Here is a 14328-nt window from a genome sequence, read left to right on the forward strand (position 1 = left end):
TCACCTTCCTACCAGTGGGTTTGCCAAGCCACCGCCTTGCTTGGTGACATCGGTGATGGGGTTATAGCTTGAGACGCCCATACGAGTTCCGCTAGAGGATGCGGAGTTGGGGGCTGTGTTATAGACGCCGGTAGATCGAGTGTCTGCTGCGGCTGGATTTAAGTTGGCCAGCGCCGGCCCATGCCCCCCATACCCCAACGCCCCCGCCGGTTGCCCATTCGCCCCCGGTTGGTCTCTTGGGCTGAAGACGTTGTAGGGGCTGAAGTTGCCCAACGTAGCCGAGAAGAAATTGCCGGCCATGGGAGGCACGGAAATGACCAGCAAGGTCATCAGCAGCCCAAGCCCGGCCTGCTGCATGGACTGGCTAGTGAAGCCCTCGGCCCCGATGCCGGTGATGCCGTTGATGACGTCGGCCGACCACAGGGCTCCGGCCACCCGCAAGGTGAGTTGGAGCACCAGTGAACTGATGAAGGCGAGCATGCCCATGGAGAAGAGGGTGCCGATGCCGTACATCAGCCATTTCTGGAACAGCGGCTTGGTCTGCTCGAAGAGCAGGCACATGATGAACAACGGCCCGAGACCGATGATGAGGGCGAGGGTAACGTCGTAGAGCAGCAGCATGGCGGCGGCGGCCATGGGCGGGCTGGCGGTGCCAAAGATGGCAAAGGTCTGGGCCCGGGCTTTGGCGGCGGCGTCTTCGGTGTCGCCGGAGGGTACCTGCACGGTGTCGATGGCGGACAAGGCCAGTTGGGTTTCGGCCAAGTTGGTATCGATGGTGTGGGCGAGGGTGGAATCGTCGCCGGTAAAGAGCTGGTTGATGTCGGTGGAGAGCGTGCTGGTGGCGAGGGTGTGCAGGTTGGGAGCGAAGATGCCGACTGTCGTGGCGACAGAGACGATGACGACAACGCGGGCCATGTTGAGAACCAGGCCCATCAGCGACTCGCGCATCTGGCCAGTGAGGACGCGGTAGCCTTGGAACATGATCCAGAGGGTTACCAGAACCAGGGCGATGGCCGCCATCCAGTGCGTCACGGCCCCCAACAGGTTGACCCCGAAGGTGTCGATCCTGTCATGCAGCCAGTTGTAGATAAGGACGAAATAGACCATGACGCGCGTGATCCTTGGCGAAGTCGCGTGATACTTGTTGATATGAACCGGTGTCAGTGGTTCAGTTGAATGCAGCCGCGAATGCTCCGGCCTGCACGACATCACCTAAAATGTGGTTGCTGCCGTTCAATGCCTTCTTGGCCAGAACGCCCTGCATCTGTTGCAGCGAAGCGATGTAGGCGTCGTCGGCGTCCATGTGTGCTTTCCAATGGCTCATTTTGGTGGACAACTGGCCGCTGTAGCTGCTTATCTCGGTGGTAGTAGAGCTGCTTTCGCCCATATTGCTGAAACTACCGGCGAGATCGGTGAACTTTTGTACCGCCGGAAGGTTTGATTGGATCTGCTGCATCATCTGTACGGTCGTGTTGTACTTGTCGACTTGGGTGGTGATGATTGCGGCGCAGATCTGCTGCTGGCTGCGTATTGCCATCGAGCTGACCATCTGTTGCCAACACGGCTGACCATTTCAGGCAAGTGAACTGACCAGCAGCAGCAGCTTTTTGACCAGTGAACGTCGTAGCTGTAATGCGTGATCTTGCTGCTGTCGTCGTTCAACACGCGACCGCGTCACTGACGTGGCCGACCATGAACCGCTATGTCTTGCCTACCGCCAAACGTCATGCATCGAAGGCCCGCATGAGGCGGGCGTTCGATGCATGTGCCCCAGCTTGGCAGTGAGGTTTTACCCCATATTTCCCTGCAGCCCTTTTTCTAACCGCAAGGTTCTGGTTGACGGCGCGCATCGGTCATCGTGTGGCGCTTGCCGTTGGCGTAGTAGGCGTGCAGCGTGACGTGGCCCAGCATGTCTGTGACGGTTGCAAATTAATTTCCTCCGCCTCCTTATTGCTGCTTCTGCAGGTAGCGCAGCCGACACCCGCCGCCCTGGTAGAGCCGAAGGCGGTGAACTCGACTGTGGCGACACTGAGTGGCGCCTCGCAGCCATAGAGTCCACCGCCTCCCCTCATTGGGAGGCGAGAGGATCCAGTGATGGACGAACACCAATGAAATAAACAAGGCGCCTCCAGAGGCGCCTTGTTCGGTACTCAGGTCATTCACGCGGTGCCGAACTTCCCGGCAATTGTTCGAAGTCTTCATCTGGCTCAAGGTAGTGGATTAATCCAGCCCCAGCCATTCTGACTATCACACCGGAACGCAAATAGCTCCACTGTTCTTGTGGAAAGAGCGTGGTGTACTCATTCGTGTCGATAGAGCATACAACAACTCCTACGCGCCCCCCCCCTAATGCCACATGATCGCCTAGCCTGACTTCTTTCCCATCTGCATATTTCATTACGCGCCGCCTCCCTTTCTCACAGAGGCACTGCCCCGGGTGGCGGCGGCGGCTCTGTCACGCCAATCGCAGACCAAAAGCACTGACAGTTATTGGGATTCTGGTTCATTCGATACAGGTGTACGTGATCACCCGGGAAAGGGTAATGGGGTTTGCTTGGGGGAACTTTATCAAGGCGGTAACCAATCGTGCCCACTTGGGGCGAACACGGTGGGCAGGAGTTATCAGCCTTATTGCACATTTTTCCGCCAAGCCAATTGCCGACGGCACCGCCCGCAACAGCACCACCTGCAGCACCTGCAGAACCACCAGACTCTCCTCCAGCAACGCCACATCCAACAGTACCTACACCAGGCGCAACCAGCGTGCATGCAGCACCACCACCCACTGCGCCGCCCGCCCCGCCAAGCACTCCTCCTAGAACTCCACCACATGTGGCCCCAGCGGCCGCCCACGCGGCTTGGCATGTCTGTCCCGACGAAGCTAGGCCCAATGGATCGATCGAGCCCAACGGATCTCCATCTACGTAGGCGTAAATGTTCTCCCCTCCCTCTTCCCCAATCGGATCGCGACTGAGCCAGCGGCCTACGGCTGGATCATAAGCACGGTACTGCGTCAGAAACAGACTTGATCCTTGGTCATGCAGCATACCTGCATACCCGTAGTCGGGATGTATACCCCTTGCCCGTGTTGTGACGCCATACGCACCGTACTTGGCAGTGCCCAGCATTTTGCCGTTGGCGTCCGTCGCACCAACCACACTGCCTAATTGGTCGCGCACGTAGTACAGCGCCTGCACCCCATGGATTTCACCCTGGTCGAAGTAGTCCGCCATCACCACGTCGTTGCTATCACGCACCTGGCAAACCGCCGACCCACACCACAGATAGCGAGCCTGCGTGCTGGCAGCGCCGTTCTGGTGGGTGATCATCAAGCGCCGGCCCCAGCCGTCGTAACCGTAACGGGTGACTTCACCGGTTGCGGTATTGGTCTGGCTGACCAGCCTACCAGCCGCGTCCCATGTGTACTGATGTACGCCATCACTGATCAGATTGCCATCCGCATCGTACTGCCATGACATGCCGTTGACCGTGCTGAGCTGGTTCAGCGCGTTGGCAGAGGCCGTGAGGGAGAACGAGGCACCCGCCGCCTTCAGCAGATTGCCGGCCGCGTCGTAGTCGAAGCGGCTGGCATCCCGATCGTCACCGCGCACATCCGTGAGTCGGTATGCCGCATCGTAGCGATACCGCTCGCTGTCACCACGACCATCTTCGTTGTTCCCGTCATCGCGACCGTCATGGCCCCATCCGTCGCGATCGTGACCGTAGTCGTGCTGCAAATCGTTCGCTACCGCCTGTTCCGCATCAATGGTATCGGCCCGATCGTCGTGATTGCCGTCACCATCGTGATCCCTCCCTTCGCGCAGCCGCGGCCACTCAAGTTTGGCGGCTGTCAGCAGATGCTCGGGACTGTGAGCATATTCCTGCAAGGCCTCCAGGCGCCGCCCCTTGACGTCCAGGTACATCAGACGATGCAGTTGCCGGTCACCACGGTTGGACTCGTACTCCATGTTCAACGCAAGGCCGGGCTGGCCGGAGGGCGTCATCAGCACCCGCCACGTCAGCTGGTCGGTGTCGCCGAGGTAGCTGTATTGGAAGTTGCCAAGCGGGTTGGTTTCTTCGCTCAACCGACCCAACGCATCGTAGGTATCGCTCACCGTCACGTCCGTGGTGCGGTGAATGACCCTGCCCAACGCATCGTAGGCATACTGCGCGCTGTCATTCGCACTGAACGGCCCCGTCTCCTGTGCCAGTTTGAGGGCGCCAGGTTGACCGGCTGGCACATAGCTGAAGCCGGTGTTACCCAAGCCGTCCGTCATGCCAGTCAGGCGGGAATAGTAGGGATCGTAGCGGTAGGATGCCGCCGCCGTGGGGTTCACGGCATGCAGGTACTGCACTCCAGTAAGCAGGTCAGCCAGGTCATAGCTGTACGCCATGGTCTGCCCCAACGCATCAGTCTGGCTAATCAGACGGCCAACACCGTCATATGCGTACGTCGAGCCCTTGCCATCGGCATAGGTCTTGGCGGTCACCCGGCCTTCAAGGTCACGCGTCCACGTGGTGACGTTCCCGTTCGGATCGGTCATCGTGTGGCGCTTGCCGTTGGCGTAGTAGGTGCACTGCGTGACGTGGCCCAGCGGGTCGGTGACCGCGATGAGGTTGCGTACGGCGTCGTAGCCGTAGTGGGTGGTGTTGCCCTGGCGGTCAGTGACGGCCACGAGGTCTAGGCGGTTCCACGTGTACCGGGTGGAGGTGTGGTCGGGATAGCTGACGGATACTACGCGATTGAGCGCGTCGTACTGGAACTGGCGCGTGTAGCCCGCAGCATCAGTGCTGGTGGCGACGCGGCCTTCGGCATCGTAGGTGTACCGCTGCGACACATGCCCGAGCGCGTCGATGACGGCCAACAAGTAGCCGTTGCTGTCGTACTGGTAGCGCGTCATGTTGCCCAGAGGGTCGGTGGCCGAGGTGCGTTGGCCGCGGGCGTTGTAAGTGTAGGTGGTGGTACCGCCCGCCGCATCGGTCGTGGTTAGCGGCTGATGCTGGCCGTTGTAGGTGGCGCTCGCCAGCGTATCGAAACCGCTCGCGGTCTTCTGCTGCACCTGGATCTGGTCAACGCCGTTGGGTGCGTACGTATAGGTGGTTTCGCGGCCATCGGGGTCGATCTTGGACGTGACCTTGCCGTACGCGTTGTAGGTGTAGTGAGTGACCTGACTGCTGCCGTCATCCAGCACCCGACCCACGTCACTGGGCAGGTTCAGCGTGCCGGGATAGTACGGCCCCGGCTGGCCGGCATAGTCGTACCAGATCATGCCTTCCAGCGGATACTTGACGTTCTCCAGCACGCGCGAGGTGTAGTAGCAGCACGGATAGGCGTGCAGGAAGTGCTTCATGCGCGCTTTGCTGTAGTCGCAGCTGGTCGTGCCATTGCTCACCGTGCAGGCCGCCGCGAACGCATTCTTGTCCCAGTAATACGAGTCGCGGTAGTTGAGGTAGGCATTGAAGGTATTCATGCCGCTCGGCGCCTGCGACACGCTGAAAGGTGCACCGGGCGCACCGGGCATGTATTCGGTGCGCTCGGTATGCCCGGCGGGATCGGTCGCCTGGATCGACAACTCCGTGGCATTGCCGTTGGCGCCTTCGGTGTGTGCGAAGGTGGTGGTGCCGTAGGGCGTTGTCATCGCCTGCACGAACAGGGCGCTGTCGTAGGTGAAGGTGGAGGTCATGCCGATCGCGTCGGTGATCGACACTAGACGCCCTTGACTGTCGTAGGCCAGGGTTGCGTGGCGACCGAACGGATCGGCAATGCCGGTGACGAGCAGGGGCGCGGTGCTGTTGCCGTAGGTGAAGGTGGTCTGCTGGCCGATCGCGTCGGTCACTGTGACTAGGCGATGCTGGTTGTCGTAACTTAGCGTGAGGGCATTGCCCTGCGCATCGACGATCCGGGTGAGGAGCACCTTGCGCGGGTAGGTAGTCGCGCCGTCCGGCATGGCGAAGACGTCCTTGCTGCCATCGGCGTAGCGCAGTTCGTAGCTGACCGGGTTGCTGGAGGTCATGACCAACACCGCGCCGTTGTCCGGTTCGGGCGAAAACGCACCGGTGGTTGCGTTGTATCCACTGTAGGGCCAGCCGCCGCCGCCCGAGACATAGCGCAGCACCTGACTGCCTGGGTTGCTCGGATCATCCTGGATCCAGCTGATCCAGTTGAGCGTCCACTTCTGCCCGACGCTGAAGGTATCGAACACTACCGGCTGGTCGGCTTCGCGCTCGTTGTAGGCAATCGTGGTCTCCACCGTCGGTCCCAGCGGCGGGGTGTAGCCAATCGGTGTATCGCGGATGTTGAGGCCAGCGAGCAGCGATTTGAAGGAGTACACCGGCATGCCATGGGCAGACCCGCAGCTATTGCTGTCGGCGCTGTCGCACGGCGCGTTGGCATTGGGATCGTTGGCCTGTGTGACGCCAGCCCACGCTTGCATCGTGGTAATGACCAGGATCATCGTTAAAAGTAGCTTGCTCAGCGTCTTCATAAGGTTCTCTCTATCCATGCGAGCGACGTTCGGTGAACCAACGCCGTTGAATCAGTGAAGGGGGAGAAGCGAAATCGGATCGATGCGTGTGCTGGGAGAAACAGGCCGCCCCGAGGTGGTGCTGACCTGCTGGCCGTCGGTGTGACGAAACGCACCTTGCCGGTAGCGCGCCAAACAGGCGCCATCGCCTTTCTGGCAAAGCACTGCCACGCAACCGGTCAGATCGTGGAAGAGCGTGAGGTCGTCGGCACTGCCGGTGGCGGCTTCGTCGTGCGCGGCGTCGTGCGGGGCGTAACGCACCAGATCGCCCACGTGATACGGCGCGGCGGTGAATTCGGTGCGCAGCATGAAGAGCGTTAACGACTGGTTGGTTGTTCCCTTGGGCACGTTGATCGTCACCATCTGCACATCGTGCAGGTAGGGTGTTATCGAAACGGGCAGGCTTTTCCAGTAGCCGTGCGACTTGGCCCAGTGGAAAACCTGGTTCATGTCCGCCGGCGTGCCCACGCTCGCGAGCCGGCCAATGACCAGGTGAGGATAAGCGCCGTCGACGAGCAGGCCACAACGATCAGCACTGCAAATGGGCTGCAAAGGTTTGCCATCCGCCGCGCGTGCAGCGCGGTTGAGCAAAAGCAACAAGGTGAGCGCCAGACCTGTGGTCACCTTGCGCCAATGGCGTCCACAAACCTCAAGACCTGTAGTCTTGACCGGGCTACGGAACGATTTCATGCCCCTTGTCTTCCCTGACATCAGCGACTCCCCAGGCCCTGATTCGATGATGTCGCCATGAGCCGCATCGCGGCAGGCGATCACACGCACTATCTCTTCGCCTGCGCATAGACGTCAACAAGCAAGATCTTGCGCCGAGATGAACTGTCCTGCTATCGTCTCATCGACCTCAGTGCCTCATCGGCAACGCCATAGGCGACGCCACAAGCCCTCGTCCGTAGCCCCGCCGCACCGCACAGATACACGGCACTGAATCTGTCGCGGCCTAAGGTAGATCTGCTGCACACCCCAGCCCATCGCCAGCATCATGGCCATGACGCCGACGAGACGAAGCAGCAAAACCGGTACGGGCAGCGGCGAATGCGAGGCCAGGTACCATGCCTCAAGCAATTCGAATCCCAGGAAGCCCATGACGATACGGCCGAACAAGGCCAAGCCGCGCAGGGATGCCGCAAAGTGCACGCTTTCGCTGCCAAAACGAAGCGAGTGTGTAAACAGTAGCAGGCGTATTTCCCGATCCGTGAGGTCGGCTTCATGCTTCAGACGGATCAGGTTTTGCCGATCCAGTTGAGGCCGATCACATCGGAAGCGCGTACGGAAGGCCCGTTCTTCTTCCTGTGCCAAGCGGTCACGAGCCTCCAGCGAGAGCACCTCCGCATCCGCCGCGCCTTCGCGGACGGCATCCACCAACTCGGACTTCAATTGGTTCCACTTGATGTCGTGCTCTTTCATGGACGAACTACTCCTGGGAAAAAGAATGACGGAACGGTACGAGTGCCCATCTTGCTCGGGTCGTTCGTTCATCGGCGCACCGCGATGGCGAGTAGTTCCTTCACCTGTCCCGGCTCCACACGCCCCTTCTCGGTACTCAGAGCATAGGCAGCCTTCAGTATCCGCAAACGCATGGCTGGCTTGAGCTTCTTGCTCAATGTGGCTAGCTCGGTATCAACGCATCGGATGATCTGATCGACGAGCGCGAAGTCCATCGTGCGCGTGGCCGCTTTGATCGGCTGTTCACCGGGACCAGCCAGTAGCCAGACCGGATCGATACCGTAGGTCTCGTACAAGGCACGAAACAACGCGACCGGCATCTCACGTTCGCCGCGCTCGTAGTTGGCATACGCACGCAGTGACAATCCCAGGGTATCGGCGAAGGCGCCTTGGCTCAGGCCGGTGCTGGCCCGCACAGCTACCAGTCGTTGACCCATAGCAGCGTTTTGTTCTGGCGTTGCAATGCTACTCATATATGCCTATATTGAGTCTCATACATGCCGTAGAGGGTAACGACTTGCGCCACGAAAGGAAACGCCATGAACGGATCAAGGCACGCCTGCGGCAGGCGGGCAGTTCATTGGCGCAAGTGGCGAGAGAACTCGGCGTGCAGCCGACGACTGTCACCTCGGTGAGCCAAGGATATCGGCGCTCGCAGCGTATAGAGGCACAGATCGCGACCACGCTCTCGACGACACCCGATCAGCTCTGGCCGGATCGCTACCCGGTGCTCCAGCGCGCCGCCCCGCCTTCGCCCACAGGAAACGCCTCGCCCGGAACCGCCATCGGTTAACCCACCCCGAACCGCGAGCGCAAAAAGGGCCAGCGTCTGCAAACGCCAGCCCTTTGAGATTGCCATTGTCGAGTGACCACCGACGTACGCATTCTCATGCGCCCCCGCCGATCCTGTCAACCGCGCCGCCCTGAACGGCGGCGCGACGGACGGCAGCGCTCGCCCGATCCCCTCCGCATGAGAATTTGACATGGTTCTGAAGAGCTTATGCCGGCTATTGCTGATCACCGACCTGTCCAACCGCAAGGTCGGACAGATCTGCCATGTGCACCATCACACCGCCGGCCGCTACCGCGACCGCCTGCGAGAAGAAGGGCTGACCTGGGAACGTGTGAGCGAACTTTCCGAAGAAGCGCTCGATGCGCGCCTCAACAACGGCCGTGAGCGGATACGAAAGAAGTTCGTGGAACCGGACTGGTCTCACGTCCATCAGGAGCTTTCCCGCCCCGGGGTGACGATCACGCTGCTGTATGAGGAATACGCCTCCTCACTCGACACCGAGCCCATGTCCGATCGGGAATTCCGGCGACGCCACGACCGCTACAAGCGCACGCTCGGCGTGGTCATGCGCCAGGTGCGACGCCCGGGCGAAGAACTCTTCGTCGACTACTCGGGCAAGCGCCCCTCGATCACAAATCCCGACACCGGCGTGAAGACGCCGGCGGAATTGTGGGTCGGCGTCCTGGGCTCCAGCCGCAAGACCTTTGCCTATTGCACGGCGACGCAGCAGTTGCCCGACTGGATCGATGCGCATGTGCACGCGTTGGCGTTCTTCAGTGCCGTCCCGCTCTACCTCGTCCCCGATAACCTCAAGTCCGCCGTGGTCAGCATCTCCCGCAAGGATGGCCACTACATCAACCCCACCTACCAGGCCTTTGCCGACCACTACAACCTGACGGTGATGCCCACCCGCGCGCGCAAGCCGCGGGACAAGGCGGCCGTCGAAGGTGGTGTTCGCCTGGCCCAGATGTGGATCCTTGCGCGGCTGCGGAACCGCACGTTCTTTTCGCTCCCCGAACTCAACCAGGCAATCGACGAGCTGTTGGTACGCCTCAACAGCAAAGGAATGCGCACGCGTGGCGGCATGAGCCGAAACGAGTTGTTCGAGGAGCTGGATCGGCCAGCGATGCGCGCGCTGCCGGTGCAGCCCTACGAGTATGCCGAGTGGAAGATTGGCGTCACGGTTCCGCAGGATTACTGCGTCGTCTGGGAGCGCAACTACTACTCAGTGCCTTTCAGCCTGGTGGCGCGCAAGGTCAATCTGCGGGTCACGACGACCACGGTCGAGGCGTATCACCGCGGGCAGTTGGTGGCCACGCATCGCCGTTCGTTCGGTGTCGATGGCGTGTTCATCAAGAAGGAGCACCAACCGCCTGCGCACCGGCTGTACGGTGAAGAGCAGATGGCAGAGCTCGTCGCCTGGGCGGAAACCGTCGGGCCGTCTGTCCACCAGTTCATGCAGCAACACCAGCAAGCCCATTCCGCTGCCGCCTCGATGCAGGCCTTCCGCGGGCTCAAACGGCTGGCCCGAGACTTCGGCACGGAACGGCTCGACCGAGCCTGCGCGCGGGCCCTGCGCATGCGCGCGATCACCATCACCTCCGTCCGCTCGATGTTGTCGCGCGGCATCGAGAACACACCGCTGCAAGACGACGCGGCGGCCAACGACCCCATCGCACCGCACCAGAACGTGCGCGGCGCCACCGACTACGAATAGGGGATACCTCATGTCACACCTGCAAACCATCGAGCAACTGCGCGACTTGCACCTCGCCGGCATGGCCGAGGCGTTCGCCCACCAGATGAGCGATACCGTGTTCGCCAGCGTGGCTTTCGAGCAGCGCGTACAAATGCTGGTCGAGGCCGAAAAAGCGCAACGTGACAACCAACGCTATCAGCGCCTTCTGAAGAACGCCAAGCTCAAGGTCATCGCCGCACCCGAGGAGATCGACTATCGGCCGGGGCGTGGTTTGGACAAAGCCGTGATGGCGGATCTGCTGACCGGCTTCTGGATCGGCGCACACCGGAATGTGCTCATCACCGGCGCCACCGGCACTGGCAAGACTTGGCTCGGCTGCGCCCTCGGCGTCCAGGCCGCGCGCTTGGGTTTCACGGTTGCGTACCGCCGAACCGCCCGGCTGCTGGAAGAGATGGCCATCGGGCACGAGGACGGAACCATCGCGCGACAGCGCAACCAGCTCAGCAAGGCGCAACTGCTGATCCTCGACGACTTCGGGTTGACCGCGCTGACGAATCGCGGGCGCTCGGATCTGCTCGAAGTGCTGGATGATCGGGTGGGCAGCGGCGCCACCATCATCCTGGGTCAAATGCCCGTCAAGGATTGGCACTCCTACATAAACGATCCAGCAATGGCCGACGCGATCCTCGATCGGCTCGTCCACAGCAGCGTTAAGCTGGATCTGAAGGGCGAATCCATGCGGCGGGTGAAAAACCGCAGCGGTCAGTAGACTGCCTGCGCCGGGCAGCGAGGTGCCGGCGGTGGATAGTCTGTTGGCGAAGCTGGATAGCGCCGCAGGCGACGGTGGTCAGCTGGGTTGCCGGCCGCGGTCAATCGCTGTGGCAAAGGTGGTTAACCGGCTGGCGTTTTGCAGCTGGCTTTTGACGACGGACTGGCTCATCAGTGAAGTCGTGATCTGATTGACGAAGTTACCGATGATGGAGCCGGTGTTGCTGCTGCAGTTGGCCTGAATCAGCGGGCCAGCATCCATTTCCGTCATGGTGTTCGGCATGATGCTGAAGTCGGTGCCAAGGTTCATGGCCTTGGTAAGCATCTGCTGGTATTGCTGAACCTGTGTTTCGTATTGCTGCACCTGTTTGGCGTATTGGGTGATCTTCTGGAACAGATACGACGCCGTGGAGGTTTTTTCCTGTATGGCGTCTTGAACCAAGACACCGGTCTGTGCGTGAACACTGCCCGCCGCGAGGGCTGCGATCAAGGCGAGCGTCAGCGTGCGTGAGGCGCGGCGGTCGGGAGAGGTAAACTTGGCTGGACGTTGCATGACGCAGGCTCCTCTGTGAATGCCAGGGATTACACCGCTGCAGAACGCGATGGTCGCGTGGACAGGGGTGATGGTGTGGGTTTCTTACCACTGCCCTTACGGTTTTCGTAAAAATCGCCAAGCCACTGCTCGGGGCGCAGATCATCCACGTTCACGCCTTCGGCCGTGGCGCGCTCCTGCAGCACCCGATGCATGATCTCGATGTTGTCGGTGGAGGCGGAGATCACGGAGAGCGCGTCGTCCATGCCGCGCAGGTTGAGCTGGCAAACCGCGCTGGCGTGGCCCTGCTTGACGAGGAAGCAGCGCGAGCGTTCGTCGAGGCTCACCACCACCTGGTATTCGGCTTCGGTGAGCTTGAGGCCTTCGACGTAGTCCTCGCGGCTGGCGTTGGGGTTGGGCAGCAGGATCATGGTGGCGGTCTGCTCGATCAGCGCGGCGGCGATGTCGCTGGCCAGGGCGTCCTCCGGGCTTTGGGTGGCGAAGATGCCAAGCCCGTTCTGCTTGCGGATGGTCTTCTGCTTGTTCTTGGCGAATTCCTTGAGGCCACCCTTGCCGTCGAGGATCTTCCAGAACTCATCCATCACGTAAATCAGCGGACGCCCGTCGATCAGCGCCTCCAGCCGGTGCAGCAGGTAGTTGATGACCGGCACGCGCACTTCGGGATTGTCGATGATGTCGGTGTAGTCGAAGCCGATGATGCTGGCGCGAGTCAGATCGATGGTGTCGACGGGGTTGTCGAACACCCAACCCAGCGAGTTGCCGGCCGTCCATTTGCGCATGCGGACGTAGAGGCCGTCGTCGCCCATGTTGGGCAGGCTCTTCTGGAAGTTGGTCATGTTGCGCAGGCGCATCGGCGTGTCGAGCATGCTCTCGACGGCGCGGAAGATGTCCTCCTCCTCGCGCGAGCTGTAGACGCTTTTGCCGGCGAGCACCTTGACGAGGTCGGCAAGGAACTGCACGTTGGCCTCGGTGCGCTCGCACTGGAACGGGTTGAAGCCGGTGGGTTGACCGTTCTCCAGCGCGAGGTAGTTGCCGCCGCAGGCGCGCACGAAGATCTCGGCGCCGCGATCCTTGTCGAAGAAGAAGATGGTGGGTACGGGCGTGTACTTCTGCACCTGGCTGAGCAGGAAGTTGATCAGCGCGGTCTTGCCGGTGCCGGACTTGCCGATGACCATGGTGTTGGCGATGGCCTTCTCGCCCAGCGAGTTCTCCGCGGGGTGGGTGGCGTGGAAGTTGAAGTAGTAGGGCTGGCCGTTGGTGGTCTGCAGCGTGGTGACGTAGTCGCCCCAGGGGTTGTGCTCTTTCTTGCCAGTGGCGAAGTTGTGCAGCGGCGAGAGGCCGAGAAAGTTCAGCGAGCTGACGTTGGCCAGCCGTGTGCGGTATTTCCAGTTGGCCGGCAGCTGCGAGTAGAACGCGGCGGTGACAGCGAGATCTTCCTTCACCGAGACGAAGCCGGCGTTGGACAGCTCCGCGCGCGTGGTGGCGATCTGCTGGGAGAGCGTTTCCTGGGTCGGTGCGAAGATCGCGATGGTGAAGTGGTATTCGCCCAGCACGAAGTTGCCGGAAGCCAGTTGATCCATGGCGTGATCCATCTCGGCGATCTGGCTGAAGGCCTTGTCGCCGGAGGAGATCATCATGCCCTTGGTGCGGTCCAGCGCCTTGAGCGCGTCGTGGCGGCCCATGGGGCTGAAGGAATGGGTGATGACGTATTCGAAGTCCAGGTACTTCAGCCCGTTGAGGATGCCCGGATAGGTGCCGTCGGTGTATTCCTTGATGTTGAGGATGGCGCCGAACTGGTTGGTTCCGTCAGGTGTGGTGACGACAAAGTCGCCGGTCTTGGCCGAGAAGCGATGCTTGCTCACCGGCAGGTAGTTGGGGATGGGGGCGGGCAGTACGGGCACCGGCTCGTCGATGCGGTTGAGCAGGTAGCCGTAGAACTCCAGCGGCTCGGAGAACACCACGCCGTTGGCGGCCTCGTACATGCCGAGGCGATATGGCGCATAGTCCTTCAGCACGGCCTCGACGTTGCCAGCCAGTTCGAGCAAGGTGCTGATGGCCTGCTGCTGCTCGGATTCCAGCCGGGCGACGTCGCCGGATTTTTCGGCGAAGCGCTTACCTTCGACGATGGGGCGATAGATCAGGGTGAGGTATAGCTCGTTCTGCATCAGCTTCTGCGCGGACAGTGCGCTGTAGTACGCATCCGACATGCCCTGGTTGAAGGCCTGCGCGAAGCGGCTCTGGTCCTTGAAGCGGCGTCGGCGGCGCACGTCGTGCACCCAGAACGCCACGTTGACGAAGTCAGGAGCACGTAGCGTCTGCAACATGCGGTTGAAGGTGTTGTGGCGGTGCTCGATGTCCCATTCCTCGCGTCCCACGAAGGGCAAGCCGCCCAGGCGCCACACCATCAGGTAGTCGCCGCCTGTGGTCTTGAGCACGGTGGGCGATACGTGGGTGGACAACGGGACGAATTCGCCGATGGCAGTGTCGGGGGTGAAGCTGGGCTTGGGCATGGCTCGGTTCCGTGGCGACG

12 protein-coding genes are annotated in these 14328 nt (G+C 61.3%); 3 read left to right on the forward strand and 9 right to left on the reverse strand.

The window, feature by feature from the left end:
• From AC3WQA_RS14875 to AC3WQA_RS14905, 7 genes are all read right to left on the reverse strand, one after another.
• The gene (locus AC3WQA_RS14875) at positions 1–1107 is read right to left on the reverse strand and encodes a TrbL/VirB6 family protein (RefSeq protein WP_492675820.1); all 1107 of its coding nucleotides are present in this window, start codon (positions 1105–1107) and stop codon (positions 1–3) included.
• A 61-nt stretch (positions 1108–1168) separates the two neighbouring features.
• Positions 1169–1537 (reverse strand): hypothetical protein, encoded by a 369-nt coding sequence (locus tag AC3WQA_RS14880; protein WP_492675821.1) that lies wholly within the window; start codon positions 1535–1537, stop codon positions 1169–1171.
• 618 nt (positions 1538–2155) lie between these two features.
• The gene (locus tag AC3WQA_RS14885; protein WP_492673254.1) at positions 2156–2398 is read right to left on the reverse strand and encodes a hypothetical protein; all 243 of its coding nucleotides are present in this window, start codon (positions 2396–2398) and stop codon (positions 2156–2158) included.
• A gap of 19 nt (positions 2399–2417) precedes the next feature.
• A complete protein-coding gene (locus AC3WQA_RS14890; protein WP_492673253.1) occupies positions 2418–6485 on the reverse strand; it encodes an RHS repeat-associated core domain-containing protein in 4068 nt (1355 codons plus the stop codon).
• 51 nt (positions 6486–6536) lie between these two features.
• Positions 6537–7214 (reverse strand): hypothetical protein, encoded by a 678-nt coding sequence (locus AC3WQA_RS14895; protein WP_492673252.1) that lies wholly within the window; start codon positions 7212–7214, stop codon positions 6537–6539.
• Positions 7215–7391: 177 nt separating this feature from the next.
• On the reverse strand, positions 7392–7946 hold the full coding sequence (locus AC3WQA_RS14900; RefSeq protein WP_492673251.1) for a hypothetical protein: 555 nt from the start codon (positions 7944–7946) through the stop codon (positions 7392–7394).
• Between the two features lie 68 nt (positions 7947–8014).
• Complete coding sequence (locus tag AC3WQA_RS14905) at positions 8015–8422, reverse strand: helix-turn-helix domain-containing protein (RefSeq protein WP_492673250.1); 408 nt, start codon at positions 8420–8422, stop codon at positions 8015–8017.
• Between the two features lie 38 nt (positions 8423–8460).
• On the opposite strand from AC3WQA_RS14905, the gene AC3WQA_RS14910 reads away from it, so the two are divergent.
• The 3 genes from AC3WQA_RS14910 to istB all read left to right on the forward strand — a co-directional run bounded on the left by AC3WQA_RS14910 (position 8461) and on the right by istB (position 11246).
• The gene (locus AC3WQA_RS14910) at positions 8461–8778 is read left to right on the forward strand and encodes a helix-turn-helix domain-containing protein (protein ID WP_492673249.1); all 318 of its coding nucleotides are present in this window, start codon (positions 8461–8463) and stop codon (positions 8776–8778) included.
• Between the two features lie 190 nt (positions 8779–8968).
• On the forward strand, positions 8969–10495 hold the full coding sequence (gene istA, locus AC3WQA_RS14915; RefSeq protein ID WP_492673248.1) for an IS21 family transposase: 1527 nt from the start codon (positions 8969–8971) through the stop codon (positions 10493–10495).
• A 10-nt stretch (positions 10496–10505) separates the two neighbouring features.
• Positions 10506–11246, forward strand: a complete 741-nt coding sequence (gene istB / locus AC3WQA_RS14920; protein WP_492673247.1) for an IS21-like element helper ATPase IstB — start codon at positions 10506–10508, stop codon at positions 11244–11246.
• Between the two features lie 78 nt (positions 11247–11324).
• Here the strand turns inward: istB and AC3WQA_RS14925 are convergent, their stop codons facing one another.
• Both AC3WQA_RS14925 and AC3WQA_RS14930 read right to left on the reverse strand, forming a co-directional pair.
• A complete protein-coding gene (locus AC3WQA_RS14925; RefSeq protein ID WP_492675822.1) occupies positions 11325–11798 on the reverse strand; it encodes a hypothetical protein in 474 nt (157 codons plus the stop codon).
• 29 nt (positions 11799–11827) lie between these two features.
• Entirely contained in the window at positions 11828–14308 is a 2481-nt protein-coding gene (locus AC3WQA_RS14930; protein ID WP_492675823.1) for a VirB4 family type IV secretion/conjugal transfer ATPase, read from the reverse strand.
• Positions 14309–14328 lie beyond the last annotated feature (20 nt).

The organism is Rhodanobacter sp. FW106-PBR-R2A-2-24 (genome assembly GCF_058789615.1).

Bases quoted from the DNA above. Each gene is read 5' to 3' on its own strand.
- AC3WQA_RS14875 (WP_492675820.1), bottom strand. From the start codon at position 1,107: ATGGTCTATTTCGTCCTTATCTACAACTGGCTGCATGACAGGATCGAC.
- AC3WQA_RS14880 (WP_492675821.1), bottom strand. From the start codon at position 1,537: ATGGCAATACGCAGCCAGCAGCAGATCTGCGCCGCAATCATCACCACC.
- AC3WQA_RS14885 (WP_492673254.1), bottom strand. From the start codon at position 2,398: ATGAAATATGCAGATGGGAAAGAAGTCAGGCTAGGCGATCATGTGGCA.
- AC3WQA_RS14890 (WP_492673253.1), bottom strand. From the start codon at position 6,485: ATGAAGACGCTGAGCAAGCTACTTTTAACGATGATCCTGGTCATTACC.
- AC3WQA_RS14895 (WP_492673252.1), bottom strand. From the start codon at position 7,214: ATGAAATCGTTCCGTAGCCCGGTCAAGACTACAGGTCTTGAGGTTTGT.
- AC3WQA_RS14900 (WP_492673251.1), bottom strand. From the start codon at position 7,946: ATGAAAGAGCACGACATCAAGTGGAACCAATTGAAGTCCGAGTTGGTG.
- AC3WQA_RS14905 (WP_492673250.1), bottom strand. From the start codon at position 8,422: ATGGGTCAACGACTGGTAGCTGTGCGGGCCAGCACCGGCCTGAGCCAA.
- AC3WQA_RS14910 (WP_492673249.1), top strand. From the start codon at position 8,461: ATGCCTATATTGAGTCTCATACATGCCGTAGAGGGTAACGACTTGCGC.
- istA (WP_492673248.1), top strand. From the start codon at position 8,969: ATGGTTCTGAAGAGCTTATGCCGGCTATTGCTGATCACCGACCTGTCC.
- istB (WP_492673247.1), top strand. From the start codon at position 10,506: ATGTCACACCTGCAAACCATCGAGCAACTGCGCGACTTGCACCTCGCC.
- AC3WQA_RS14925 (WP_492675822.1), bottom strand. From the start codon at position 11,798: ATGCAACGTCCAGCCAAGTTTACCTCTCCCGACCGCCGCGCCTCACGC.
- AC3WQA_RS14930 (WP_492675823.1), bottom strand. From the start codon at position 14,308: ATGCCCAAGCCCAGCTTCACCCCCGACACTGCCATCGGCGAATTCGTC.